The sequence below is a fragment of the Staphylococcus equorum genome, assembly GCF_029531845.1.
Taxonomy (GTDB): domain Bacteria; phylum Bacillota; class Bacilli; order Staphylococcales; family Staphylococcaceae; genus Staphylococcus; species Staphylococcus equorum_C.
Map to the genome: position 1 here is coordinate 1 of NZ_JAMBPV010000003.1, position 23,524 is coordinate 23,524.

At 32.8% G+C, this 23,524-nt stretch carries 21 protein-coding genes and 1 pseudogene; 8 read left to right on the plus strand and 14 right to left on the minus strand.

The window, feature by feature from the left end:
• Nucleotides 1–26: 26 nt before the first annotated feature.
• Both ytxJ and M4L39_RS04680 read right to left on the minus strand, forming a co-directional pair.
• Nucleotides 27–347, minus strand: coding sequence for a bacillithiol system redox-active protein YtxJ (gene ytxJ / locus M4L39_RS04675; protein ID WP_277580991.1), 321 nt, complete (start codon nucleotides 345–347; stop codon nucleotides 27–29).
• Between the two features lie 153 nt (nucleotides 348–500).
• Nucleotides 501–1,394 carry an EMYY motif lipoprotein gene (locus M4L39_RS04680; RefSeq protein ID WP_277580992.1) on the minus strand — a complete coding sequence of 298 codons (894 nt, stop codon included), beginning with the start codon at nucleotides 1,392–1,394 and terminating at the stop codon, nucleotides 501–503.
• Between the two features lie 127 nt (nucleotides 1,395–1,521).
• Between M4L39_RS04680 and M4L39_RS04685 the strand changes: the two are divergent.
• The 3 genes and pseudogenes from M4L39_RS04685 to M4L39_RS04695 all read left to right on the plus strand — a co-directional run bounded on the left by M4L39_RS04685 (nucleotide 1,522) and on the right by M4L39_RS04695 (nucleotide 3,462).
• Nucleotides 1,522–2,065: pseudogene (locus M4L39_RS04685) on the plus strand (GrpB family protein).
• 117 nt (nucleotides 2,066–2,182) lie between these two features.
• Entirely contained in the window at nucleotides 2,183–3,136 is a 954-nt protein-coding gene (murB, locus tag M4L39_RS04690; RefSeq protein ID WP_431197648.1) for a UDP-N-acetylmuramate dehydrogenase, read from the plus strand.
• Nucleotides 3,137–3,147: 11 nt separating this feature from the next.
• Entirely contained in the window at nucleotides 3,148–3,462 is a 315-nt protein-coding gene (locus tag M4L39_RS04695) for a CHY zinc finger protein (RefSeq protein WP_277580993.1), read from the plus strand.
• Nucleotides 3,463–3,647: 185 nt separating this feature from the next.
• On the opposite strand, the gene M4L39_RS04700 is transcribed toward M4L39_RS04695, so the two are convergent.
• The 8 genes from M4L39_RS04700 to nrdI form a co-directional block, all read right to left on the minus strand.
• Nucleotides 3,648–3,971 carry a PH domain-containing protein gene (locus M4L39_RS04700; protein ID WP_277580994.1) on the minus strand — a complete coding sequence of 108 codons (324 nt, stop codon included), beginning with the start codon at nucleotides 3,969–3,971 and terminating at the stop codon, nucleotides 3,648–3,650.
• A gap of 219 nt (nucleotides 3,972–4,190) precedes the next feature.
• Nucleotides 4,191–5,237: a ferrated catecholamine ABC transporter substrate-binding lipoprotein SstD gene (locus M4L39_RS04705; protein WP_277580995.1), complete on the minus strand. Its 1,047-nt coding sequence runs from the start codon at nucleotides 5,235–5,237 to the stop codon at nucleotides 4,191–4,193.
• 105 nt (nucleotides 5,238–5,342) lie between these two features.
• Nucleotides 5,343–6,143, minus strand: a complete 801-nt coding sequence (locus M4L39_RS04710; protein ID WP_277580996.1) for an iron ABC transporter ATP-binding protein — start codon at nucleotides 6,141–6,143, stop codon at nucleotides 5,343–5,345.
• Nucleotides 6,140–7,099, minus strand: coding sequence for an iron chelate uptake ABC transporter family permease subunit (locus M4L39_RS04715; RefSeq protein WP_277580997.1), 960 nt, complete (start codon nucleotides 7,097–7,099; stop codon nucleotides 6,140–6,142). Before M4L39_RS04715 ends, M4L39_RS04710 begins: the two co-directional genes overlap by 4 nt.
• A complete protein-coding gene (locus M4L39_RS04720; protein ID WP_277580998.1) occupies nucleotides 7,089–8,057 on the minus strand; it encodes an ABC transporter permease in 969 nt (322 codons plus the stop codon). The genes M4L39_RS04715 and M4L39_RS04720 overlap by 11 nt, the downstream gene beginning before the upstream one ends.
• 331 nt (nucleotides 8,058–8,388) lie before the next feature.
• The gene (gene nrdF, locus M4L39_RS04725) at nucleotides 8,389–9,357 is read right to left on the minus strand and encodes a class 1b ribonucleoside-diphosphate reductase subunit beta (RefSeq protein WP_277580999.1); all 969 of its coding nucleotides are present in this window, start codon (nucleotides 9,355–9,357) and stop codon (nucleotides 8,389–8,391) included.
• 115 nt (nucleotides 9,358–9,472) lie between these two features.
• Nucleotides 9,473–11,578, minus strand: coding sequence for a class 1b ribonucleoside-diphosphate reductase subunit alpha (gene nrdE / locus M4L39_RS04730; protein ID WP_277581000.1), 2,106 nt, complete (start codon nucleotides 11,576–11,578; stop codon nucleotides 9,473–9,475).
• Nucleotides 11,541–11,939 carry a class Ib ribonucleoside-diphosphate reductase assembly flavoprotein NrdI gene (gene nrdI, locus M4L39_RS04735; RefSeq protein WP_277581001.1) on the minus strand — a complete coding sequence of 133 codons (399 nt, stop codon included), beginning with the start codon at nucleotides 11,937–11,939 and terminating at the stop codon, nucleotides 11,541–11,543. The genes nrdE and nrdI overlap by 38 nt, the downstream gene beginning before the upstream one ends.
• A 701-nt stretch (nucleotides 11,940–12,640) precedes the next feature.
• Between nrdI and M4L39_RS04740 the strand changes: the two genes are divergently transcribed.
• The 5 genes from M4L39_RS04740 to M4L39_RS04760 all read left to right on the plus strand — a co-directional run bounded on the left by M4L39_RS04740 (nucleotide 12,641) and on the right by M4L39_RS04760 (nucleotide 18,774).
• Nucleotides 12,641–13,528, plus strand: a complete 888-nt coding sequence (locus M4L39_RS04740; RefSeq protein ID WP_277581002.1) for a DMT family transporter — start codon at nucleotides 12,641–12,643, stop codon at nucleotides 13,526–13,528.
• Nucleotides 13,529–13,542: 14 nt separating this feature from the next.
• Entirely contained in the window at nucleotides 13,543–14,043 is a 501-nt protein-coding gene (queF, locus tag M4L39_RS04745; RefSeq protein WP_277581003.1) for a preQ(1) synthase, read from the plus strand.
• Between the two features lie 323 nt (nucleotides 14,044–14,366).
• The gene (locus M4L39_RS04750; RefSeq protein WP_277581004.1) at nucleotides 14,367–15,881 is read left to right on the plus strand and encodes a peptide MFS transporter; all 1,515 of its coding nucleotides are present in this window, start codon (nucleotides 14,367–14,369) and stop codon (nucleotides 15,879–15,881) included.
• 258 nt (nucleotides 15,882–16,139) lie between these two features.
• Complete coding sequence (locus M4L39_RS04755; RefSeq protein WP_277581005.1) at nucleotides 16,140–17,648, plus strand: peptide MFS transporter; 1,509 nt, start codon at nucleotides 16,140–16,142, stop codon at nucleotides 17,646–17,648.
• Between the two features lie 166 nt (nucleotides 17,649–17,814).
• Nucleotides 17,815–18,774: a diacylglycerol/lipid kinase family protein gene (locus tag M4L39_RS04760; RefSeq protein WP_277581006.1), complete on the plus strand. Its 960-nt coding sequence runs from the start codon at nucleotides 17,815–17,817 to the stop codon at nucleotides 18,772–18,774.
• 178 nt (nucleotides 18,775–18,952) lie between these two features.
• Here M4L39_RS04760 and M4L39_RS04765 read toward each other — a convergent pair whose 3' ends face one another.
• The 4 genes from M4L39_RS04765 to M4L39_RS04780 form a co-directional block, all read right to left on the minus strand.
• Nucleotides 18,953–19,501, minus strand: a complete 549-nt coding sequence (locus M4L39_RS04765; RefSeq protein ID WP_277581007.1) for a 5' nucleotidase, NT5C type — start codon at nucleotides 19,499–19,501, stop codon at nucleotides 18,953–18,955.
• A 264-nt stretch (nucleotides 19,502–19,765) separates the two neighbouring features.
• Nucleotides 19,766–20,821 carry a histidinol-phosphate transaminase gene (gene hisC / locus M4L39_RS04770; protein ID WP_277581008.1) on the minus strand — a complete coding sequence of 352 codons (1,056 nt, stop codon included), beginning with the start codon at nucleotides 20,819–20,821 and terminating at the stop codon, nucleotides 19,766–19,768.
• A gap of 177 nt (nucleotides 20,822–20,998) precedes the next feature.
• Nucleotides 20,999–22,513, minus strand: coding sequence for an ABC transporter permease/substrate-binding protein (locus tag M4L39_RS04775; RefSeq protein WP_277581009.1), 1,515 nt, complete (start codon nucleotides 22,511–22,513; stop codon nucleotides 20,999–21,001).
• The gene (locus M4L39_RS04780; RefSeq protein WP_277581010.1) at nucleotides 22,510–23,475 is read right to left on the minus strand and encodes an ABC transporter ATP-binding protein; all 966 of its coding nucleotides are present in this window, start codon (nucleotides 23,473–23,475) and stop codon (nucleotides 22,510–22,512) included. Before M4L39_RS04780 ends, M4L39_RS04775 begins: the two co-directional genes overlap by 4 nt.
• Between the last annotated feature and the right edge of the window lie 49 nt (nucleotides 23,476–23,524).

Here is a 23,524-nt window from a genome sequence, read left to right on the forward strand (position 1 = left end):
GTTTCTAAATATAATTTAATTTGTTTTTATTCTTCAGCGCTTGCTAAAGAAGCGACATTAATTTTATCATGACTTGCATTCCAAATTGCTTGTCCCTCAACAAAATAAAATGCTTGTGGTGATTCGTGTTTTACATTTGTCTGTTCTTCTATATAGTTAGATAAATCTCTCTCTTGTTGTACGATTAAGTAGTAACCATCCATATCTCTTTCGTATAAAAATTTGTTGAATTGGTCAATTGCATTTGCTGAAATCGGACATGTTTCACTATGTTTCAATACAAATGCATATTTGTTTTCTTTAATAATTTGCTTAAACTGGTCAATCGAACTCAGCTTTATAGCCATTCTATTCACCTCTAAAAATATTTAACACACCCTAAGTCTCACCCAAGTGTGAAAGTTCCATGATATTCTCATATCATTGTTTCCAATTATACACAATTCTCTTTTTATTGTTAACAGTTTATCCAAATTCTTATAATTTCACTAATACACCTATTAATTATAGTTATCATTAACTTGCTGATATTTCTTATTAAAAGCGGCTTCGAACTGTTCTAATTCTTCACCTTTTCGAGGTAATTTATTGTAATCTATTTTCGCTAATTGCTCACTAATTTCAATAGTTTCTTCTCTTGTTTCATAATAATTTTGCAAGCTATAATACATCTCAATAGCATTTTTTCGAGCATCATTCACATAGCCATCTGTTATTTCAGCTTTATTCAAGTCCCTAATTTGCTTAGTAATTAATGGCATGATTTGTTCATTAATAGATTGTTTTATTTCATTTGAATCTGTAGAATCAGCCTCTGTTTCTGCAGTGTTTTTTAAGTCTTTATTGTTTTGTTCTAACTTGTTTTTAAAATTAGTAACATCTGTACTATTACCAGTATTACTAGCTTTTTGTATGTTGTCCTCAACTTGTGATCTGTTTTTCTCAAATAATTTAGTGTATTCTAAAATATCTTCATTCGCTTTAATCGATTGATTACACAAATCAACAAACGTTCTCAACTCATTGATAGCTGATTTTTTCTTTTTTACTGAATCTAAATAACTAGATTTAAGTTCTTTTGTTTCATTTGAATCCGTTGGTAAATTTTTTGCTGCTGTTTCGTATTCTTCAAGTTTAGGTATCAATTTGCTGTTTAATTCATTTTGCAAATCATTAAATGCTTTCTTGTTCTTATCTGTCATATCTGTCTTACTTAAGTTATCTAAACGTTGTAATTGTATGTCATCCATAACATTTCTTAGTTCTTTTTCTTTATTTTTCACGTCATTTAACGAACTGTCAAAATCTTTAAATTCGTTTTCTCCTTTATTGTTACAGGCAGTAAGTGAAATAGAAAAACAAACTATTAAAACAATGCACAGTATTTTTTTCATTTCTGAACTCCTTATCATTCCATATTATACAGAAACTTATTTAACTTGAAAATGATATATGATATATTGTTTCAGAATTTACAGTTTAACAGTTATATAATAACATTTAAAGGAGTGGTCAACCTATATGTATTCGAGCATACAATTATTTATAACTAAAGATAATAACAGACATTTCACACAGCGATACAATCATCTCAGAAACATTAAACATTCTATTGAATTTATTGGATACACCTGTTAAATCAACACATCACATCGGAGGCACAAGACACTTCATGTACCCTACCGAGTCTATATTGGATATTTTAGTTGGGGTTGATAATTTACATGTTGTGACTTTTTTAGATGAAAAACGTTTGAATTATGTAGGCTTTTATAGATTGCACCATCCATATAAGAAAAAAGTAGTCATGGCTCAATTTAACAATCTTATTGAGTTAAAACAGACTACACGACTACATATTATTCAAAAAGGCACACCACTCTATAATGATTTTTTAAAAATGGAGCACCTTCTGGCTACAAACAGTCATATTGCTAAGCATTTTAGTATTAAAAAGCAACGCTTAGCAAATCATAACGTAACAATTCGTGATTACGAAAATCACAAACAAATACTATTTCAACAATTAACAAAACAAAGAGAACCCAAGTCATTATTAAAATGAGCCATGATGGCTTACAAATTTAATCTTAAAGCCTGAAATTTGGAAAAATTTATAAAATCTATAGTAAATTGCTATACTATTTAGCAAAGACGGGTAATCATTGGTATAATAAACAAAATGAATTCAACAGGAAAGGATGTTCTAGACTTGCATAAAGATGACATCTTAAAAGAATTAGAAGCAATTGTTCCAAAAGAAATTATAAAAATAGATGAACCCTTAAAACGTTATACATATACTGAAACTGGTGGTCAGGCAGACTACTATTTATCGCCTACCAAAAATGAACACGTCCAATCTATCGTTCACTATGCATATACAAATGATATCCCAGTCACTTATTTAGGCAATGGCTCAAATATTATTATTCGTGAGGGTGGTATTAGAGGCATTGTAATTAGCTTACTATCACTAGATTATATAGACGTTTCAGATGATGCTATTATTTCTGGTAGTGGTGCAGCAATCATCGATGTATCTCGCACTGCTAGAGATCATGCACTAACTGGCTTAGAATTTGCTTGTGGGATCCCAGGATCAATCGGAGGCGCTGTATTTATGAATGCTGGTGCTTATGGTGGCGAAGTCAAAGATTGTATTGACTATGCACTGTGTGTAAATGATAAAGGTGAACTCATCACCTTAACTAATAACGATTTAGAGTTAGATTACCGCAATAGTATCGTTCAAAAAGAACATTTAGTCGTTCTCGAAGCTGCATTCACTTTAATGCCTGGTAACAAACAAGATATCCAAGAAAAAATGGATGATTTAACAGAAAGAAGAGAGTCCAAACAGCCTTTAGAATACCCATCATGTGGTAGTGTATTCCAACGTCCTCCTGGTCACTTTGCCGGTAAATTAATTCAAGATGCTGAGCTACAAGGTCATCGCATTGGTGGCGTGGAAGTGTCTAAGAAACATGCTGGCTTTATGGTGAACGTTGACAATGGAAGCGCGACAGACTATGAAGATTTAATCCACTATGTTCAAAAAGTAGTACAAGAAAAATTTGATGTTGAATTGCATCGAGAAGTTAGAATTATTGGCGAACATCCAAACGATAATTAGGAGAATTTATTATGATTAACATATATGGTTCTACTGTAGACAATGAAGCACGCTGCACGCATTATCCAACACCATTAGATATTATCGCAATTAAATTTAAATGTTGCGATAAATACTATCCTTGCTATAAATGTCATAATGAACATGAATCACATAAAATAAAAAGATGGGATTCTAGTGAATTTAATGAAAAAGCAATTTTATGTGGTGTGTGTCGACATGAAATGACAATTAATGAATATATGATGATTGAAGCCTGTCCTAAGTGCGATGGTCACTTTAATAATCGTTGTAAATATCATTATCACCTTTATTTTTCTATATAAATTTCATGCGCAATGCTTAACAATGAATTGAAAAAGGTACTAATCCGTTATTTTAATGGATTAGTACCTTTTCTATATTTAAAATAGACTTGTACTGATTTTCAAGTGCATGCTTGTGCTTAGGAAAACGAGTATGAAATAACTTTGTGGCTTGGCATTATGTACTTTATTTTAAAATTCTCATATTATTTTATTTGTTCTTTTACAAATTGGACAAAGGCTTCTGCATCACCTTTTTGTATTTGATTCATTGGCATTGGTCCAATATTGAAAGTGAAATTAATTTTTTCACCATCATAACTAATTTGTTCTACCTCATTATAAGCAATACTTCTATAATAAAATTCGCCATTCATATCAACATTTAAAATAATACGTTCATTGGTTGCGATAAAAGCACCTTCAAATTCTGAAGAACCTTGAACTGAATATTCTATTGTTCCTAAAACATTTGGCCCCTTTTTCTCAGTTGGAAATAAATCACTTGGGTTTACGTTATCTAAAATCATGTACTTCACTCCCCTTTTCTTTAGTTCATTATACAAGTTTTAAAAATGAATTTTTACTTACTTGCTCAATTCATATTTAGCATAACAAACAAAATGTTGGGACTAAAGTTCCAACCCACTATAAACTATCTTCTTGAAACATAAAAAAGTCGACAAAGCCATAAGACTTTGTCGACTTTCTGAAAGGAATTGTATCCCCCACGGTTATCCTTTTAAATATTATTTTTCAAGCGCTTTTTCTACTTCTTCAATTTGTTTAATTGCAGTAGTTGTTGAACCGCTTGCGAAATACCAAAGTTTTGGATCTAATTCATAAACTTTGTCTTCTTTTATAGCATCTACATTTTTGATAACGTCATTACCTAAGGCTTGTTCAGCTGTTGACTTACCAGCAATTGCTTGTCCACGGTCCATGGCAAAGATGATATTAGGATTTTTTTCTGCTATATACTCATTCGTTACGTTTTGACCATGTTTACTACTCTTAATATTTTCATCTGCAGCTGTGAAGCCCATTGTATCAAAAATCATTGCACCGAATCTTTCTCCAGCACCGTATGTTGATAATTCACCTTCGTTAACTAATAAGAATAATGCTTTTTGATCTTTTAAGTCTTTTGTTTTTTCTTTGATGCCAGCAATTTTATCATCTAATTTTTTAGTAAGTGATTTTGCTTCATCTTCTTTTTGGTAAATTTTACCTAATTTTTCAGTGTTTTTCTTCATTGAATTCACTTCATCTTTATCGTCAACACCAACGTATACAACTTTTGCATCTGGTGCTGCTTTTTTGAATTCATCTAGATTTTTTTGGTTTGCTGTACGGCCAGAAATATAAATTACATCTGGTTTAGCTTCTGCAACTTTATCGAAATTAACTTCTTTTAGGCTTCCTGTGTTTAAGTATTTTTCATCTTTAAATTCGCTTAAGAAATCAGGTAATGATTTAGCACCTTCACCTTTTGAAACTGCTTTAACTTTATCTTCAAGTCCTAATTCTTTCAATGTATCTAATGTACCATAATCAAAAACAACTGCATTTTCAGGATTTGTAGGCACTTCTACCGTTTCTTTAACCGTTTTAGCATCACTGCCATCACGTTTTTCTCCACTAGCCTGATAATTATTTTCAATTTTTACAGTTTTATTTGAATCTTCGCTTTCTGATTTTGCATCAGATGATTTTTTATCCTCTGATCCACCATTACTACATGCTACTAATAAAAACATTAAACCTACAACTAATAATAAAGATAATTTTTTCATGTTTCTTACTCCTCCTGATTTTCTTAATGATGTATTCCTTTTATGCCCTTAAAAAGTATAACCACGTTACAGTTGCATCACTCCCTTCAAATGTTACGAATGGAATTACATTGAATATGCAAGCTCTAAATCTTGAGTTGCTGTTAGCTCATCGAAATACACACAAATACGTTGACCGCGGATTTCTTCAATTCTTACATCCATGTCATATAGCGATTTTAATGTATCTGTTTGAATAACCTCATCTTTTGTACTTGCTTTGACAACTTCACCATCTTTTAACGCGATAATATCGTCTGAATAACATGAAGCGAAGTTAATATCATGAATAACAACGATTACAGTTTTATTTAAATCTTTTGCAAGTTGTCGTAATGTTTGCATAATTTGAACTGAATGTTTCATATCAAGATTATTCAATGGTTCATCTAACAAGATATAATCTGTATTTTGCGCTATAGTCATTGCTACATACGCACGTTGACGTTGCCCACCAGATAATGTTTTTATGTAGCGATTTCTAATCTCTTTAAGATGTAGCAATTCCAAGGCATATTCAACTTGTTCTTTATCTTCTTTTTTTAGATGTCCTTTAGAATATGGAAATCGCCCAAAATTAACTAATTGTTCTACCGTAATATTGAGTTCTGTATGATTGGATTGTTTGAGTATCGATAATTTTTTAGCTAATTCATTACTTTTATAATCACTAATTGATTTACCTTCGATTTCTATAGAGCCATCTTCAAAGTCCATTAAACGCGTAATTGCCGCTAACAATGTGCTTTTTCCAGCGCCATTTGGTCCAATCATAGAAGTTAGACGTCCTTTATTTATATCAACATTAATATCTTTTAAAATTTCTTTGTCTTGAATATTTTTATTAAGCCCTTGTACTCGTATCAATTCGCATGTCTCCTTTTTATTAATAAATAAATGAAGTAACTTCCACCTACTAAATCAATAATTATACTTACTTGCGTCGTTGCTTGGAATAAATTCTCTACTACACCTTGTGCTATGAATAGACTTAACCAACTCATCAAAATTGTTGCCGGTAATATGTATTTATGTTCATATGTCTTCATCAATTCATGTGCTAAGTTAACAGTTAATAATCCTAAAAATGTAATTGGACCAACAAGTGCTGTTGAAATAGATACAAGCACTGAAACGAGTATTAGCAATAATCTCGTTAACGTTTTATATGAAATACCTAAATTGATTGCCTGATCTTTTCCTAATAAAAGCACATCTAAATATGGTATGGCCCGCATCGTAATCAAAATGAGAATAACTAATATGACACCACAGAGCGTTACTAATTTACTATTGGATGCGTCAAAGTTTGCGAACATGGAGCTTTGTACAGCCAAGAAATCTTCTGGATTTATAATTAATTCTAAAAATCCAGTAATACTTCTGAAAAATGTGCCGAGTATAACCCCTACGAGTAGGATGAAATAAACGGAAACATCACCAATCCTGAAGATACCTTGAAATAAAAGTAATGAAAATACAATCATCACTATCAGTGAAATTGCAAAGCTGAGATACAAGTTAGTAACAAATACAGATTGTACGCCAAATGCAAATACGATTAGGACCTTCACAAACATGTATACAGAATCAAGTCCCATAATTGAAGGTGTTAATAACCGGTTACTTGTAATCGCTTGGAATATCACTACTGAGGCTGCGATTGCGGCTCCGACTAATATCATGAGTATCAGTTTTCTTAATCGACTAGAAAATTGGTATTGGAAAATATCAAAATCTATGCCTATCACAAGGTAAAGCGCTGCAGCTATCACTGTTACTACAAATAAAATGGATAGTTTTGTTTTAGGGCTAGTTTGCATAGTTATGTCGTCCTTTCATCAGCAAGATTATAAAAATAATAGTGCCAAAAACACCAATTGTTAATCCTATATTGATTTCATAAGGATATACAATGACTCTGCCGATTATATCTGAAAACATTACAAAAATAGCACCTAACATTGCTGTATGTGGCAATGCGTTTTTTAAATGATCTCCTCTAAATATAGAGACAATATTTGGAACAATTAAACCTAAAAACGGAAGCGTTCCAACTGTCACTACTACTAAAGCAGTTATTGTTGCAGTAATAAATAAACCGACGTTTATTATTTTTTCATAATTAACACCTAGATTATTACTAAAATCTTTCCCCATTCCAGCAATCGTAAATTGATTCGCAAATATATATGTAAGTACTAATAAAGGGATGCTTAAGTATAATATTTCGTATCTTCCACTTGTAATGATGGCAAAATTCCCATTCATCCAGTTTCCGATACTTTGTACTGCATTTGTTCTTAAGGCAATAAATGTAGCAAAACTAGAAACGATACCACCAAGCATAATCCCTAATAGTGGGATAAAAATAACATCAGTAAATCGAATATATTGGACTAATTTCACAAACAGGAACGTGCCCCCGATGCTTAGTGTGACTGCAAATACTAATTTAATAATGATATTTGCTTCTGGAAATAGTATCAGCGATATTAAAATACCTAACTTAGCCCACTCCATCGTTCCAGCAGTTGTTGGACTTACAAATTTATTTTGCATCATTTGCTGCATAATCAATCCTGCAAGTGCCAACGTACTTCCAGAAATTAATATACTCACCGTTCTCGGTATCCTACTAGATACAATAATATTTATTTGCTCTTTAGATAAGTGGAATATGTCTGTAATTGAAACGTTACTGACACCAATAAATAGAGAAAGGATAGTTAATAATAATAAAATGATAAATAGGACAATACCATTAAGTAAGAATTTCATAATGAGGTAACCTAATCCTTTCGATGTACAATGAATTCACAAACACTATTGGTTTTGATAATCATTATCAATAGTTATATTAAAATTTTAACATTTTTGGCGGTAAATTCAATAGCAATAGGCCATTTTAGTAAAAGTATTCGTAAGTTAAGTAAAAAAATGTTCTTTCAAATTACTTTTCACCAAACAAAAAGCCACCAGATTCCCCCTTCGGAAAATCTAGCAGCTCTTAAAATAGGAAGCATTGTTCCTAGTATTATCTTGTGACATCATGCTATCGATACAGTCCTAAACAGACTAAATCAAATTACATATCTGCACCAAATTTATTTTAATCTTCAAATATAAAGTCTTCATCTTTTAATGCTTCAACATTCAACGCTAATGTGTAACCGTCACCTTTAACTGAGAAAAAGTCATGATTTTTCGTTGAAGTATCTAATGCATTTTCAATAATTGGGTTAAATTCTTTTTCTTCAAAGTATGAATCAAAGCCTAAATTAGCTAATGCTTTATTACCATTATATCTAACATAATTTAACACGTCTTCTGCTATACCTACTTCATCATATAGTGAATGTGTGTATGCTACTTCGTTTTTATACAAGTCATCTAACAACTTATACATGTCTTGATCTGCTTGTTGTTTTTCACTTTCTGACAGTTCATTACGCATACTTTGTGCATCCATACCTGTAAATACACCGTGAATAGATTCATCTAATAAGATTTTACGTATAATCTCACCCGATGTTGTCATTCTTCCTTGTCCTGCAAGGTACAGTGGATAATAGAAACCAGAATAGAATAAGAATGTTTCTAAAAATACACTTGAAACACGTGCCATGTATTGATCATATACAGATGCATCTTTGCCCCAAAGTTTGTGGTAGTTATTTACAATTTTATCTGATTTATATTTTAAATGCGGTTCTTCTATAACCCATTTATCTAATAAATAGTTCGTTTCACTGGAAGGTAGTAACGTTGTAAAGATGTGTGAATAACTTTTAGCATGGACTTGTTCCATCATACCCATAAATGAGTAGACTGCTTTTTTACGTAAATCTGTTGTGTGTAACATGATAAGTGGCATGCCATCATCCGCTTGATGTGTGTCCAGTCCTGTTAAACCTGCTAAAGCTTTTTTGAAGGCGTTCTTTTCTGCATCAGATAAAGTCTTCCAACTTGCAATATCTTTTGATACTTTAAATTCTGTTTCTACCCACATTTGTGAAATATTTTGTCGCCAAAACATATTTGTCATGTCTTCTTGCGTATTCCAATTGACTGCTTTCATTTAGATAAATTCCCCTATCTAGTAAAAATTTAATTAAGCAGTGATTTACAGCCTAATCTATATAAAAGACTAGGCTGCTTGTAAAAACCACTTTGCTTATCCGTTACTTAAAATCTTATATCGAACAACTTGTACATTCTTCAACGCTTAACAGTTTATTTCTAGTATAATATAACGATTTTAATCCTTTGTGATGCGCATAAACATATAGTCGAGACAGTTCACGTGTAGATATTTCTGAATTAACATAAAGAATTGTAGAAATACCTTGGTCCACGTGTGTTTGAATCGTTGAGATTAAATCGATTAATTTCATTTGATCTGTATTAAATGCTGACTTATAGTACCACATAGTTTCTGGTGATAAGAAAGGCATAGGATAAAATGTTTCAGCATTACCATAAGTACGACGTTCAATTTGATCAACGATTGGCATAACAGAGCTTGTCGCATTTTGTACATAAGAAATACTTTGTGTTGGTGCAATCGCTAAACGATATGCATGGAATAAACCATTTGCTTCAACTTCTTTTTGCAATGCTTTCCAATCTTCTGGAGATGGTATCTCTAAACCATCAAATAGCTTGCGTACTTTTTCAAATTTCGCTTCGAATGTTTGTGAAGTATAGAATTCAAAATATTTACCATTAGCATAATCTGATTTATCAAAGTCTTTATAAGTTTCTTGTCTTTCTTTAGCAATTTCCATTGAACGTTCAATAGAATAATAGTTCATCATCATAAAGAAGATGTTAGCAAAGTCTTTTGCTTCTTCAGACTCATAGCCAATTTTATTTTTCGCTAAATAACCATGTAAGTTCATTACACCTAAACCAACTGAATGTAATTCACTATTTGCTTTTCTTACACCTGGCGCATTTTGAATGTCTGCTTCATCGCTTACTACAGTTAATGCGTCCATACCTGTGTGTACAGAATTCTTGAATTTACCTGATTCCATTACGTTAACGATATTTAATGAGCCTAAGTTACAAGAGATGTCACGGTTAATTTCATCTTCTGTACCATAATCATTAATGATTGATGTTTCTTGTAATTGGAAAATTTCAGTACATAAGTTACTCATTTTAATTTGGCCAATATTTGAGTTAGCGTGAACTTTATTAGCATTGTCTTTAAACATCAAGTAAGGATAACCAGATTGTAATTGTGTTTGAGCAATTGTATTTAACATGTCACGTGCATCTTTTTTCTTTTTATCAATATTTGGATTTGCAACAAGTTCATCGTAATATTCATCAAGATCAATATCATCTAATGTGACACCATATTCTTTATGGATTGTATGTGGTGCAAACATATGGAAGTCTTTACCTTCTTTTGCTAAATCAAAGAATTTAGACGGAACAATTAAACCTGTTGATATTGTAGATAAACGCAAATCTTCATCAGCGTTTACTTTTTTCGTATCTAAAAATTCTTCAACGTCATAGTGGAAGATATTTAAATATACTGCTCCAGCGCCTGGACGTTGTCCTAGTTGATCTGCGTAACTAAAGCCGCCTTCAAGTGATTTTGCAACAGGTAGTACACCTTTTGCTACACCTTTAATACCTTTGATTGCTTCACCGCGCGCACGTAATTTAGACAAGTTGATAGCAACACCGCCACCAATTTTGCTTAATTGTTTGGCTGTAGAATCTATGAAGTTAATTGAGTTTAAACTATCGTCTGCTTCAAGTAAGAAACAAGATACAAGTTCTCCACGACGTGCACGTCCAGCGTTTAAGAATGTTGGCGTTGCAGGTTGATAACGTTGTTCAACCATTGCAGAAATAAACTGTTTAGCTGTGGCTTTATGGCCGTTTGCTAAATATAATGCAACAATCGCTACGTGTTGCTTGTAGTCTTCTAAATATTGGCTTTTGTCATTCGTTTTCAATGCATAATCTTTGTAAAACTTACTTGCGGACATGTAACTCGCAAAATTGAATGGAATGCTTTTAGCATAATCAGTGATTTCTTCTAGGTCCGCTACTGAATATTTTGCAAATACATCAAAATAGAAATCATTATCAACGAGATAGTGAAGACGTTCAAGTTCAGTATCAAAATAAATCGTCTTATCCTGTATCTCTTCTAGATAGACTGTTAATGCTTCTTGATCCTTTTCTAAATCAAAAAACCCATTCTCTTTACGCTTGGTAACTTCGTTATTTAATTCAATATGATTGTATTTCTTCTCGTCCATAATCTTCATTGAAATGCCCCACCTTATCTTTAAATTCGCTTATCTCGTTCGTTGTGCCATGTAATTCAAACTTCATTAATAATGGAACATGATATCGTTCCGAAATAGATCGTCCAGCTTTTGCAAAATTTTGGCCCCAGTTTCGGTTTCCGCTAGCTGCAACAGCTTGTAATAAGTCGTGATTAATATCTAAAAATGACTGAACAGGTGGCGGTACTTCACCAAATCCTATTGTTCCAGTGACCAATATGAAAGGCTCATCCATTCTTTCAGAACAATTATTTTGTGTAATTTCCATTACGTTGGTAAGTTCAGTTCGTTTTATGAATCTACGCACATTGCCAGAAAATGAAAAATATACAACCTTCATCGGATCACCTACTTTCTAAAAATATTTATCTTATTATGATAAAATCATATATTATACTTAAATGCGCTTTGAAAAATCAAAACAACTTAACTTCTAGAGGTAACCACAATATATAGTAATTTCTATATCTATATGTAGTTATGTAAAAACTCAATAATTAAGTATTAATGCTTGATTTGTCATATTTAAAAGCCTAAAACAGTGTGATTTTACATAAATTTTGATTTATTATAAATAAATTGACCACGTAGCAAAACACTATATATTGTGTTTTATCCTGGTCATCAATACTATATTATGTGTTTCATTATACATAACTCAGAAGATTATTAAAAGGCTTTTATTTGCGACAAAATGTTGAATAATCAATAGAAATGGCACCAATTCAACCTTAAAGTGATATTCACGAATCAAAAAATATTTTTTTGTGATTTTATGGTTTGATTATTTGCTTTTCTTAAAAATCTTGCAATGCTTGATGTGTCGTCTTTTACACAAAATCGCTTTATACATTGTGCGAAATACAATGTATAACTATCATATATTAGAATCTTATAAGTATAAGATTCATCCAAATAAATAGAACATTTGTTCGTATTTATATGTTAATATACTTTCCTTCAACTTTCAACCATATATACATCTTCAGAGCATCTATGCTAATATGAATACGTTAAAAATTAAAAATTGAGGCGATACATGTGAATCCTAAAGTTAAAGGTATCATTGCTATCTTAGTTTCAGCAGTTGGCTTTAGTTTTATGACTGTCTTCTTCCGATTAGCTGGTGACTTGCCTGTATTTCAAAAGTCTCTCGCTCGAAATTTAGTAGCAATGTTTATACCATTATATTTTATTTTAAAGTATAAACAGCCATTATTTGGCAAATTAAGTAGTCAACCTTTATTGATTTCTCGTTCTACATTGGGTTTGATTGGTGTGTTACTTAATATCTACGCTATCGATCACATGCTGTTAAGTGATGCAGATACGTTAATGAAGCTCAATCCATTTTGGACGATACTACTAAGTATTATCTTCTTAAATGAGAAAGTACGTAATTACCAATTTGTAGCTATGATTGTAGCCATTTTTGGTATGTTGTTTGTTGTTAAACCAGAATTCTCCTCCACCATGATTCCTGCTTTGGGCGGGTTATTCTCTGGTATTTTTGCAGCAAGCGCTTATACGTGTGTCAGAGCATTGAGTACACGTGAAGCGCCCTATACTATTGTATTTTATTTTTCATTCTTTTCTATTATAGTATTGATACCTTTTACTGTGTTTACATTTGAACCAATGTCTATGATGCAAGTTGTTTATTTAATCGGTGCAGGATTAGCAGCTGCTGCAGGACAAATTGGCATAACATTGGCCTATAGTTACGCGCCAGCTAAAGATATTTCAATATTCACATATGCATCTATTATATTTACCGCAGCATTTGGTTTTATATTATTCGGTGAAACACCAGATTCATTCGCTATCTTAGGCTATCTTATTATTATAGGTGCCAGTTACTATATGTTTGAAAAAGCACGTCGACAACCAATTACTATTCAAAAAGAAAAACAAAAACCTAAACGCTAAAGGAGCGATATGCAATGACTGAAGGACGCAAGAGAGAAGAATTAGAAGATATTACGTTATTAGGTAATCAAAATAATAAATATGATTTTGATTATAGACCTGATGTTCTAGAATCATTTGATAACAAACACCCAGGTCGTGATTATTTTGTGAAGTTCAATTGCCCAGAATTCACTTCACTCTGTCCTATTACGGGACAACCTGATTTTGCAACAATTTATATTTCTTATATTCCTAATATTAAAATGGTAGAATCTAAATCGTTAAAACTCTATTTATTTAGTTTTAGAAACCATGGCGACTTCCATGAAGACTGTATGAACATTATAATGAATGATTTGATTGATCTAATGGATCCACATTATATTGAAGTTTGGGGCAAATTCACGCCACGTGGTGGTATTTCAATAGACCCATATACCAACTATGGTCGTCCCGATTCTAAATATGAAAAAATGGCAGAACATCGTTTAATGAATCATGACCTTTATCCAGAGAAAATAGATAATAGATAATAGACTTCATTTTATTATATCTACTCCTCACATACACTCATTGAAATTTCGAGACATAAATACATGTCTTCCTCCATTAAACCATCGACTAATTGATTTAACTTAGTCGATGGTTTTTTTACGTTTTTCGAGGGCACAAATCATGAAAATAAAAATTTTAATATGACATTCCCACCTTATTTTCATATACATATCTAAGCTCTTTTTATACTTTTTAAGTATATAGTGTAAAATTTACTTATATTTGAATAATTCAGGGACACACTTGTTTTTTTTATGAAAACAGTATAGAATAAATCCAACCATTTAAGGGGAGGGAAATTATGAAAAAAGATTATCACAGTCACGAAGAAATCATGAAAAGCATTCCAAACAAAGGTTTTTTCGGACATCCAAAAGGACTAAGCACACTATTCTTGACTGAGTTTTGGGAGAGATTCAGTTATTATGGTATGAAAGCCATATTAATTTTCTATTTATATTATAGTGTAGCTGACGGTGGGTTCGGCCTCAGCCAAGCAGTTGCTATGCAAATTGTTGCTATATACGGAACTTTAATTTATATGTCTGGTGTTATCGGAGGCTGGATTGCAGACCGGATTACCGGGACGCAAGATGCCGTCTTTTATGGTGGGTTCCTTATCATGCTTGGACATATCTTATTATCAATTCCAGGGAACTTAACATTAGTAATGATAGCTTTACTTCTAATTATCGCAGGTACTGGGTTATTAAAACCAAATATCTCTGCTACTGTTGGTGAATTATACGATCGTAATGATCCAAGACGCGATGCAGCATTTACGTTATTTTACATGGGGATTAATTTAGGGGCTTTATTAGCGCCTTTTATTACTGGGTTATTGCAAACTAGAATCAGTTTCCATGCTGGTTTCTTAGCAGCAGCAATTGGAATGTTTTTGGGTCTAGTCGTTTATGCAATCAAACGTAAGAAGAATTTAGGGTTAGCTGGACGCAATGTGCCAATCCCGTTAACAAGACCAGAAATCAAAAAATTCGTACTTATTACTGTTGGCGTTATCGTTTTATTCTTAATATATTTGTGGATCTTACATTTAAATAATGCGCTAACATTAGGTAACTTTAGTTTCTTAATTACATTGTTAGGTATTGTATTACCGGTATACATATTCCTTAATATGATATTAAGTAAGAATATAACGAAAGATGAACGTTCACGTGTTTATAGTTACGTGCCTTTATACATCACATCTGTTGCATTCTGGATGATTCAAGAACAGGGTTCAACGATACTTGCAACATTTGCAGATAAAAAAACTCAATTAGAAATGTCTGTTTTAACAAACGGCTTGATTGATTTTTCAATACCTGCAGCATGGGCGCAGTCATTAAATCCAGTGTTCATTGTGCTCTTAGCGCCAATTTTCGCGACACTTTGGATGAAATTAGGGAAATACAACCCGCCTACTGTACATAAATTTGCCATTGGGGCGATTATCGCGGGCTTCTCTTATTTAATCATGATTATTCCATTAGCTACAGGTAACACACTTATTAATCCATTATGGCTTGTACTGAGTTTCTTATTGATTACGATTGGTGAACTTTGTATCTCACCAGTAGGTTTATCTACAACTACTAAACTTGCACCAATAACGTTCACCGCACGTATGATGAGCCTATGGATGCTAAGTAATGCAACAGCACAAGGGCTTAACGCTCAACTTGTTGTAGTCTATACAAAGATAAATCAAAGTGATTACTTTATGTATTCAGGTCTAGTTGCTGTAGTAATAGGTATTCTCTTACTGATTATTTCACCAAAAGTGAGACGTGCTATGAAAGGCGTTTACTAAAAATTTAAAACTAAATACGATTGAAACAAGAGTAGTGGTACTTCATTGTGCCACTACTTTTTTACGCACATAATCAACATAAATAGCTTTAACTTAATGTTAATATTTTAAAATTAAAACAAATTAAAATAATTTGTAATAATTAACTGAATCTTCCGAATATTGTTATTGTGAGAATATTATTGAAATTTATTTTTATTAGGAGTAAAATCTATTTTATACATTTTTATTGGGAGCAAGAAAGGACGGGAATTTTTTATGCAAAATCAGGACAAAACCCAGGACCAAGCCATTCAATCCATTCCACAAAAAGGATTCTTTGGCCATCCGAAAGGTCTAGGGGTTTTATTTTTCGTTGAATTTTGGGAGCGGTTTAGTTATTATGGGATGCGCGCGTTACTTATCTTTTATATGTATTTCGCAATCAAAGACGGCGGGCTCGGTATGGACAAGGGTACTGCACAGTCAGTCATGGCTGTTTATGGCGCTTTAATCTATATGACTTCAGTACTTGGAGGTTGGATATCTGATAGAATCACCGGTACACGTTCAGCCACATTCTATGGTGGTGTACTGATCATCATTGGCCATATATTCTTAAGTTTACCGTTAGATATTGTCGGTTTATTTATATCCATGTTCTTTATTATCGTGGGTTCAGGATTAATGAAACCAAGTATTTCTAATATCGTAGGTAGACTATATCCTGAAAATGATACACGTATGGATGCTGGATTTGTTATATTCTATATGTCTGTAAACTTAGGCGGACTACTTTCGCCATTAATATTAGATCAATTCGTTAAATCAGCCGATTTCCATGCTGGCTTTTTAATTGCTGCTGTAGGTATGGCATTAGGTTTAATTTGGTACATGATCTTCAACAAGAAAAATATTGGTGATGTAGGAACGAAACCTACGAATCCTTTAAATCAAAGTGAGAAAAAGAAATACAGTCTGATATTCGCAGCTGCAACCGTAATTATTGCAGCCGTATTAATCATCACTGGATTAACTGGAACACTTTCATTTAACATTGTAAGTACAACTGTATTGATACTCGGGGTCGCGTTACCTATCATTTACTTTACAATTATGATTCGTAGTAAAGAAGTTACATCTGATGAACGTTCACGTGTAATAGCCTTCATACCCTTATTTATTTTAGGTGTGGTTTTCTGGTCAATTCAAGAACAAGGTGCAAATGTACTTAACATTTTCGCTCTTGAAAGTAGTGACATGTCATTAAATATATTTGGATGGACAACAGATTTTGGACCAACCTGGTTCCAATCTATCAATCCTCTATTTATCGTATTACTTGCTCCAGTACTTTCAATTATTTGGGCTAAAATGGCAAGACGTCAGCCAAGTCTAGCAACGAAATTTGTCTTAGGTGCATTTTTAGCAGGTGCTTCGTACATAATGATTGGCTTAATTGGCATTTCATCCGGTGGTGCAATGATAAGTGTGAACTGGATTATCCTGTCATATGTTATTTGTGTTATTGGGGAATTATGTTTATCACCTACTGGTAATAGTGCAGCAGTAAAACTTGCACCTAAAGCCTTCAACACGCAAATGATGAGCTTATGGTTATTAACAAATGCATGTGCTCAAGCCATTAACGGTACGTTAGTAAAACTTATTGAACCACTTGGTTATAAAAATTATTTCCTATTCCTAGGAATAATCGCGATTGTAGTCAGTTTGATCATCCTTGCCTTTGTACCAAAAATCATCAAAGGTATGCGCGGTGTTAAATAATAGTTTAATGATTTGAGTTTGTACAGTAGCTGTCTGATATCTAGTCAGCTTTGTGGGAGCGGGAATACGAAATCAACTTTCAAATTTTGATTTCTATCTCGTTCTTTTTTATTTATTTTTATTAAAAATCGGGTAAACTTAATAGGAAATCAAAATTCTAAGAAATATGGTGAATGAATTGACTCAATCAAAATTTAAACACGGTGTATTATTTTACCATGAACACTCAGGTATAAAAGATATTTATAGAGGACTCGGAGATGTTGCGTCATCACTTACAACATTTTGTAAACATCTATCTATCCAATTAAGTGAAAATGAAGGAGACATTATCACCTATTGTAAAAAAATAAAAGAGGAAAGTTATAGTGATGATGTAGATATTATCTTTATTTTAGGTGGCGACGGCACAGTCAATGAACTCGTTAATGGGATGATGCAAAGCCAACTCGATATCCCAATCGGTATTATACCAGGCGGGACTTTTAATGATTTTGTAAAAACATTAAATTTACATCCACGTCATAAAGTAGCAAGTGAACAACTCAAGGAAGCAGAATTAAAATCTTATGATGTTATGAAAGTTAATGATGAATATGCTTTAAACTTTGTAGGCATGGGTCTTATTGTACAAAATGCTGAAAACGTACAAAACGGTAACAAAGATGTCTTTGGAAAACTAAGTTACGTTGGTTCTACAGTAAAAACATTACTTAATCCAGAACACTTTGAGTATAAAATAACTGTCGATAACAATGAAATTGAGGGTAATACCACAATGCTTGTGGTAGCGAATGGCCCCTTTATAGGCGACAGTCGTATACCTTTAACCGACTTGTCTCCTAATGATGGTTACTTAAATACTTTTATCTTCACAGAAGAAAGAACAAGTGTATTAAACGATATATTTAAACAACGTGACAGCATGAATTGGAATAATATGACAGATGGTATTAAACATGTATTAGCGAAGAAAATCACCATCGCTACGGACCCACAGATGAAAGTTGACATTGATGGTGAGATTGGCTTAAAAACACCGCTTCAAATAGAAGTTGTGCCAAATGCAATTCAAATACTGACACTGCCAGAAGAGAAACAAGCGAACGATACTGAATCTGAATAATTAAGCTTTAACATTATGATTTAAATTACAGGCAAACATGCATTTTTAAAATCATAATATTTTAAATAGAAAACACCAATCCATCAAAAATGAATGGATTGGTGTTTTTTTTAAGCAAGGGTATTTTGTTATATATTTATATCTAAAATTCACATATCAAATGCAAACACTTGAAAGATTAAATGTTGTACTCACTATCTCCTAGGAAATAATTTTCAACATCTTTCCAATTATTCACACGATCAAATCTGTCATCGTTGATATTGTGCGTTGCAGTATACATAATCGATGTTCCTGTAAATATGCTTAACTGTCTTGGATTATCATCAATTAAATAATCTGCTTTAACAATGTCTTTTCGACCACAAAATACAAAATGCTGAGGGTCTAAAAATGGGAAGAAGTGTCTTAACCAATCATATTTATCATGAAATGAAGTCGGTACATCCATTGCCGCAGTTGCGATATATACATCATAATGTTCAGTTAGTTTTTTAACTACATCTTGTGCATCGTCCATAACTTGTAATCTTCTGAAAAAGCCAGGTTCGCTTAAAATTTCTGTTAGTAATCCATCATGCTCAGGCATTGCATGTCTCAACTTTATTCCGTCTAACATCTCATATGTAATTCCTAAATCCGTACGTTTATTCACGTCATCAAGTAATGCACCTACTGTATCAGCAAGCACCTCATCCATATCAATAGCAATCGATTTTCTCGTCATTTACTACTCTACTCCCTTTTCAATAGCTTCAATCTTTATTATATATAGCCTGAACACTATGTAAAAAGCGACTACATATAACTCCTTTTTTCACTTCTAAGTATAGCAAATAACGTTCAACTAAACCAAAATTGTACTTATAAATATAATTCAAACCATGTTAAATGCTATTTACACAACACTTCTCAGCATCTTAAATGAATTAGTTTATTATATTTATCTTTCCATACACATTTTAGTCTCGTTGAACGTCATCATCATTGATTAAAATTCAAAACTTTTAAGTACTTCGATCATTTTATCATTTTGTTCTGGAAAACCGATTGTCACTCGAATCCCTTTAGGAAATTCTCTTGTAATACAGCCAACATTTAAAAATGCTTCATATAAATCATGCGGTTTGTCTGTATTGATATAGACAAAGTTTGTTTGGCTTGGATAAAATCTATCACTTACAGCTAATTCAAAGAATTTTGCTCTCTCTTGCGCGTTATGTTCGCGAATAGATGTTAAGTATTCTTGATCTTCTAATGCTGCCAACGCTGCATATTCAGATAAACGCCCTACATTAAATGGCGGACGTATAATATTCCATTTTTCAATCGCTTCTTTAGCTGCAACTACATAACCGATACGCATGCCTGCTAAACCATATGCTTTAGAAAATGTGCGTAATAAAAACGCATTTGTAAATTGTTCTTGTAACGCTAATGTATTAGGGAAATCCTCCGCAGTTACAAATTCTACATAGGCTTCGTCTATAATCACTGGGACATGTCTCGGTACACGTGTTAAGAAATGTTGTAATTCTTCATGCGTAAAATATGTGCCTGTGGGATTATTCGGATTACATAACCATACGAGTTTCGTATTATCGTCAATCTCTGCTAAAATACCTTCTAAATCAAAACATCCATCTTGCATCGGTACTTGTGCTACATTTGCAGCTTCTACAGTTGCATTATGATAATACTGTCCAAATGTCATTTCACTTGTTACTATTTTATCTCCAGGAGTGAGTACCGCACGTGAAATCATTAAAATGACTTCGTCTAGTCCTGCCCCGAATAATATGCGTGATGCATCAACATTTAAATGCTTACTAATTGCTTCTTTAATTAATGGAGAACCGGTTTCAGGATAAAATTGCAATTCATCTAAATGTGCTTGAATCGCCTCATTAACTTTTGGTGACGGACCATATAAATTTTCATTTGAAGCTAATTTATATAATTCACCTTCAATCCCATAACTTTCCTTTAATGCTCTAGGCGATAAACCTGGTTCATATGCTGATAATTGTTCAATTTGCTTTTTCATTGTTGCTTCGGGCCTCCTTAAATTTACAGAAATTTCAAAACTTAATAACTATTATAAACCCAATAATAGTTTAAAATCAATGTGTCCTCATCAATCAGTTTAGTTTGCAAATAATAAAACACGAGTTCAGATCAATGAAGCGCTCATTATCCGAACCCGTATAAAAATGGTTAACGTTTAATCTATTAAGTTATGTTTTTCTAGATATGCTTTTGCAACTTCATATGGGTCTTCTTTTTTCACGGTTACATTGTAGTTCATTTGTTGCATTTCTTCATCTGAGATTTTACCTGCTAGTTTGTTTAGTGGTGCTTTAATCTCTGGATGTTCTTCTAAATAAGATTCTTTAAACATAGGCGCACCTTGATATGGTGGAAAGACATCTTTATCATCTTCTAGGACGACCATATCATATTGTTTTAATTCTGCATCTGTTGAATATGCGTCTATTAAATTGATATCGCCACTTTCAATCGCTTGATAACGTAACTTAGGTTCCATCGTTTTGACGTCTCCTAAATCAAGGTCATATGCTTTTTTCACTGCGGGATATCCATCCTCACGATCATTAAATTCTAATGTAAAGCCAGGCTTGATTTTGCCACTGACTTTATTTAAATCACCAATCGTTTTAATATCATGTTCTTCAGCAAAATCCTTTTTCACTGCTAAAGCATACGTATTATTGTATTCCATTGGTTTTAACATCGTCATATCATATTTACTTTCTAGACTCGATTTAGCTTGTTCGTATACTTTGTCTTCTTGCTTAGATTTTAAATCTTCTTTCGTTAATTCACCGAGCACTGTCCCCGTAAATTCAAGGTAACCATCTATATCATCTGATTTTAGGGCGTTAAATAAGAATGCTGTTTTACCCAATCCGTCTTCAACTTCAACAGTATGGTCTGTTTCTTCTTCAATTAAGATCTTATACATATTGGTAATCACTGAAGGTTCTGAACCTAGTTTACCTGCTAACGTCACTTTATCCCCTTTTTGCGCTAACATAGGACCAATTATAAATAATAGTAAAATCATTACGATGGCACCTAATGATATCAGCAATTTTTTGTATGACATTTTTTGCATAAAGCGCAAGGCTAAATCAAATAAGATTGCGAGCAAGGCCGCTGGAATGGCACCTATAAGTATTAACGACGTATCATTTCTATCAATACCTAATAATATAAGGTCACCTAAACCACCTGCACCAATTAAAGCTGCTAATGTTGCCGTACCAATGATTAATACCATAGCTGTACGAATACCCGCCATAATTACGGGCATCGCAATAGGTAATTCTACTTTACTCAATCGGCGCCCTGGCTTCATACCTATACCTTTTGCTGCTTCTATTAACGATGCATCAACTTCGTTAATACCTGTGTATGTATTTCTCAAAATAGGCAGTAGTGCGTAGACAACTAAAGCAATCACTGCAGGCACCTTACCTATACCAAATAGTGGTATCATCAAACCAAGTAAAGCAAGTGATGGTATCGTTTGTAGTATAGCTGCAATATTCATCACTACTTCAGAAAGTTTACGTGTTTTTGTTAGTAGAATACCTAATGGAACACCAATCAGAGTCGCTATTAATAAAGCAATAAAAGATATTTGCATATGCTCGAAAATCGTAGTTAATAATTGACCTTTGCGCTCTACAAGAGTGTTAATGAATTCATTCATCCATTATGACCTCCTTTGCCTTCTGACAAAACTTTAAATATATCTTCACGTTTTAGCACATGCTGCGCAGAAGTTGCTTCATCATCGACAATAATTGCTTCATGGTCAATTAGATACTCATAAATATCATGTACAAAATAATCACTCTGAACGACAGGATAACTTTCATGAGACATCTCTGATTTATTGTTTGGTAAATTACTAACCAGTTCTGATAATTTCATATCATTAACCGTACGTTTCACTTTATCTCCCATAAACTGCTTCACAAAGTCATTTTTAGGATTTTTAATAAAACCTTCTGGCGTATCAATTTGTTCAACTCGCCCTTCATTTAATAAACAAATACGGTCACCCAGTTTCATTGCTTCTTGAATGTCATGAGTTACGAAAATAATCGTTTTTTTAATTTTTTGTTGTAATTCAATTAAATCATCTTGTAACTTTTCACGGCTAATAGGATCTAGCGCACTGTATGGCTCATCCATTAATATTACTGGTGGATCGGCGGCTAATGCACGAACCACCCCAACACGTTGCTGCTGTCCCCCTGATAACTCATCTGGTTTACGATTTTTATATAATTCAGGTTCTAAACCGACCATATCCAATAATTCATCCACACGGTGATTAATATCTTTTTCTTTCCACTTTTTCATTTGTGGCACTTGTGCGATATTCTCTTTGATTGTCATATGGGGGAAAAGTGCGATTTGTTGCAGTACATAGCCAATATCCCAACGCATTTCATAAATAGAATAATCACTAATTGGTTTATTATTAAAATAAATATACCCTTCAGATAAAGAAATTAAGCGATTGACCATTTTTAAGGTCGTTGTTTTTCCGCAACCTGAAGGACCAATTAACACAAAAAATTCGCCTTCCTTTATATTAAAACTGATGTCATCGACTGCAGTTTTGTCTCCATATTTTTTCACTACATTTTTAAATTCTATCACTTTGTCACCTTCACTTTACTGTCCTTTATTTTTAAAATTAGATTAAATT

What these genes read in the sequence shown, in the direction of transcription:
- ytxJ (WP_277580991.1), bottom strand. Translation starts at nt 347, where the DNA reads ATGGCTATAAAGCTGAGTTCGATTGACCAGTTTAAGCAAATTATTAAA.
- M4L39_RS04680 (WP_277580992.1), bottom strand. Translation starts at nt 1,394, where the DNA reads ATGAAAAAAATACTGTGCATTGTTTTAATAGTTTGTTTTTCTATTTCA.
- murB (WP_431197648.1), top strand. Translation starts at nt 2,183, where the DNA reads ATGAATTCAACAGGAAAGGATGTTCTAGACTTGCATAAAGATGACATC.
- M4L39_RS04695 (WP_277580993.1), top strand. Translation starts at nt 3,148, where the DNA reads ATGATTAACATATATGGTTCTACTGTAGACAATGAAGCACGCTGCACG.
- M4L39_RS04700 (WP_277580994.1), bottom strand. Translation starts at nt 3,971, where the DNA reads ATGATTTTAGATAACGTAAACCCAAGTGATTTATTTCCAACTGAGAAA.
- M4L39_RS04705 (WP_277580995.1), bottom strand. Translation starts at nt 5,237, where the DNA reads ATGAAAAAATTATCTTTATTATTAGTTGTAGGTTTAATGTTTTTATTA.
- M4L39_RS04715 (WP_277580997.1), bottom strand. Translation starts at nt 7,099, where the DNA reads ATGCAAACTAGCCCTAAAACAAAACTATCCATTTTATTTGTAGTAACA.
- M4L39_RS04720 (WP_277580998.1), bottom strand. Translation starts at nt 8,057, where the DNA reads ATGAAATTCTTACTTAATGGTATTGTCCTATTTATCATTTTATTATTA.
- nrdF (WP_277580999.1), bottom strand. Translation starts at nt 9,357, where the DNA reads ATGAAAGCAGTCAATTGGAATACGCAAGAAGACATGACAAATATGTTT.
- nrdE (WP_277581000.1), bottom strand. Translation starts at nt 11,578, where the DNA reads ATGAAGATTATGGACGAGAAGAAATACAATCATATTGAATTAAATAAC.
- nrdI (WP_277581001.1), bottom strand. Translation starts at nt 11,939, where the DNA reads ATGAAGGTTGTATATTTTTCATTTTCTGGCAATGTGCGTAGATTCATA.
- queF (WP_277581003.1), top strand. Translation starts at nt 13,543, where the DNA reads ATGACTGAAGGACGCAAGAGAGAAGAATTAGAAGATATTACGTTATTA.
- M4L39_RS04750 (WP_277581004.1), top strand. Translation starts at nt 14,367, where the DNA reads ATGAAAAAAGATTATCACAGTCACGAAGAAATCATGAAAAGCATTCCA.
- M4L39_RS04755 (WP_277581005.1), top strand. Translation starts at nt 16,140, where the DNA reads ATGCAAAATCAGGACAAAACCCAGGACCAAGCCATTCAATCCATTCCA.
- M4L39_RS04760 (WP_277581006.1), top strand. Translation starts at nt 17,815, where the DNA reads ATGGTGAATGAATTGACTCAATCAAAATTTAAACACGGTGTATTATTT.
- M4L39_RS04765 (WP_277581007.1), bottom strand. Translation starts at nt 19,501, where the DNA reads ATGACGAGAAAATCGATTGCTATTGATATGGATGAGGTGCTTGCTGAT.
- hisC (WP_277581008.1), bottom strand. Translation starts at nt 20,821, where the DNA reads ATGAAAAAGCAAATTGAACAATTATCAGCATATGAACCAGGTTTATCG.
- M4L39_RS04775 (WP_277581009.1), bottom strand. Translation starts at nt 22,513, where the DNA reads ATGAATGAATTCATTAACACTCTTGTAGAGCGCAAAGGTCAATTATTA.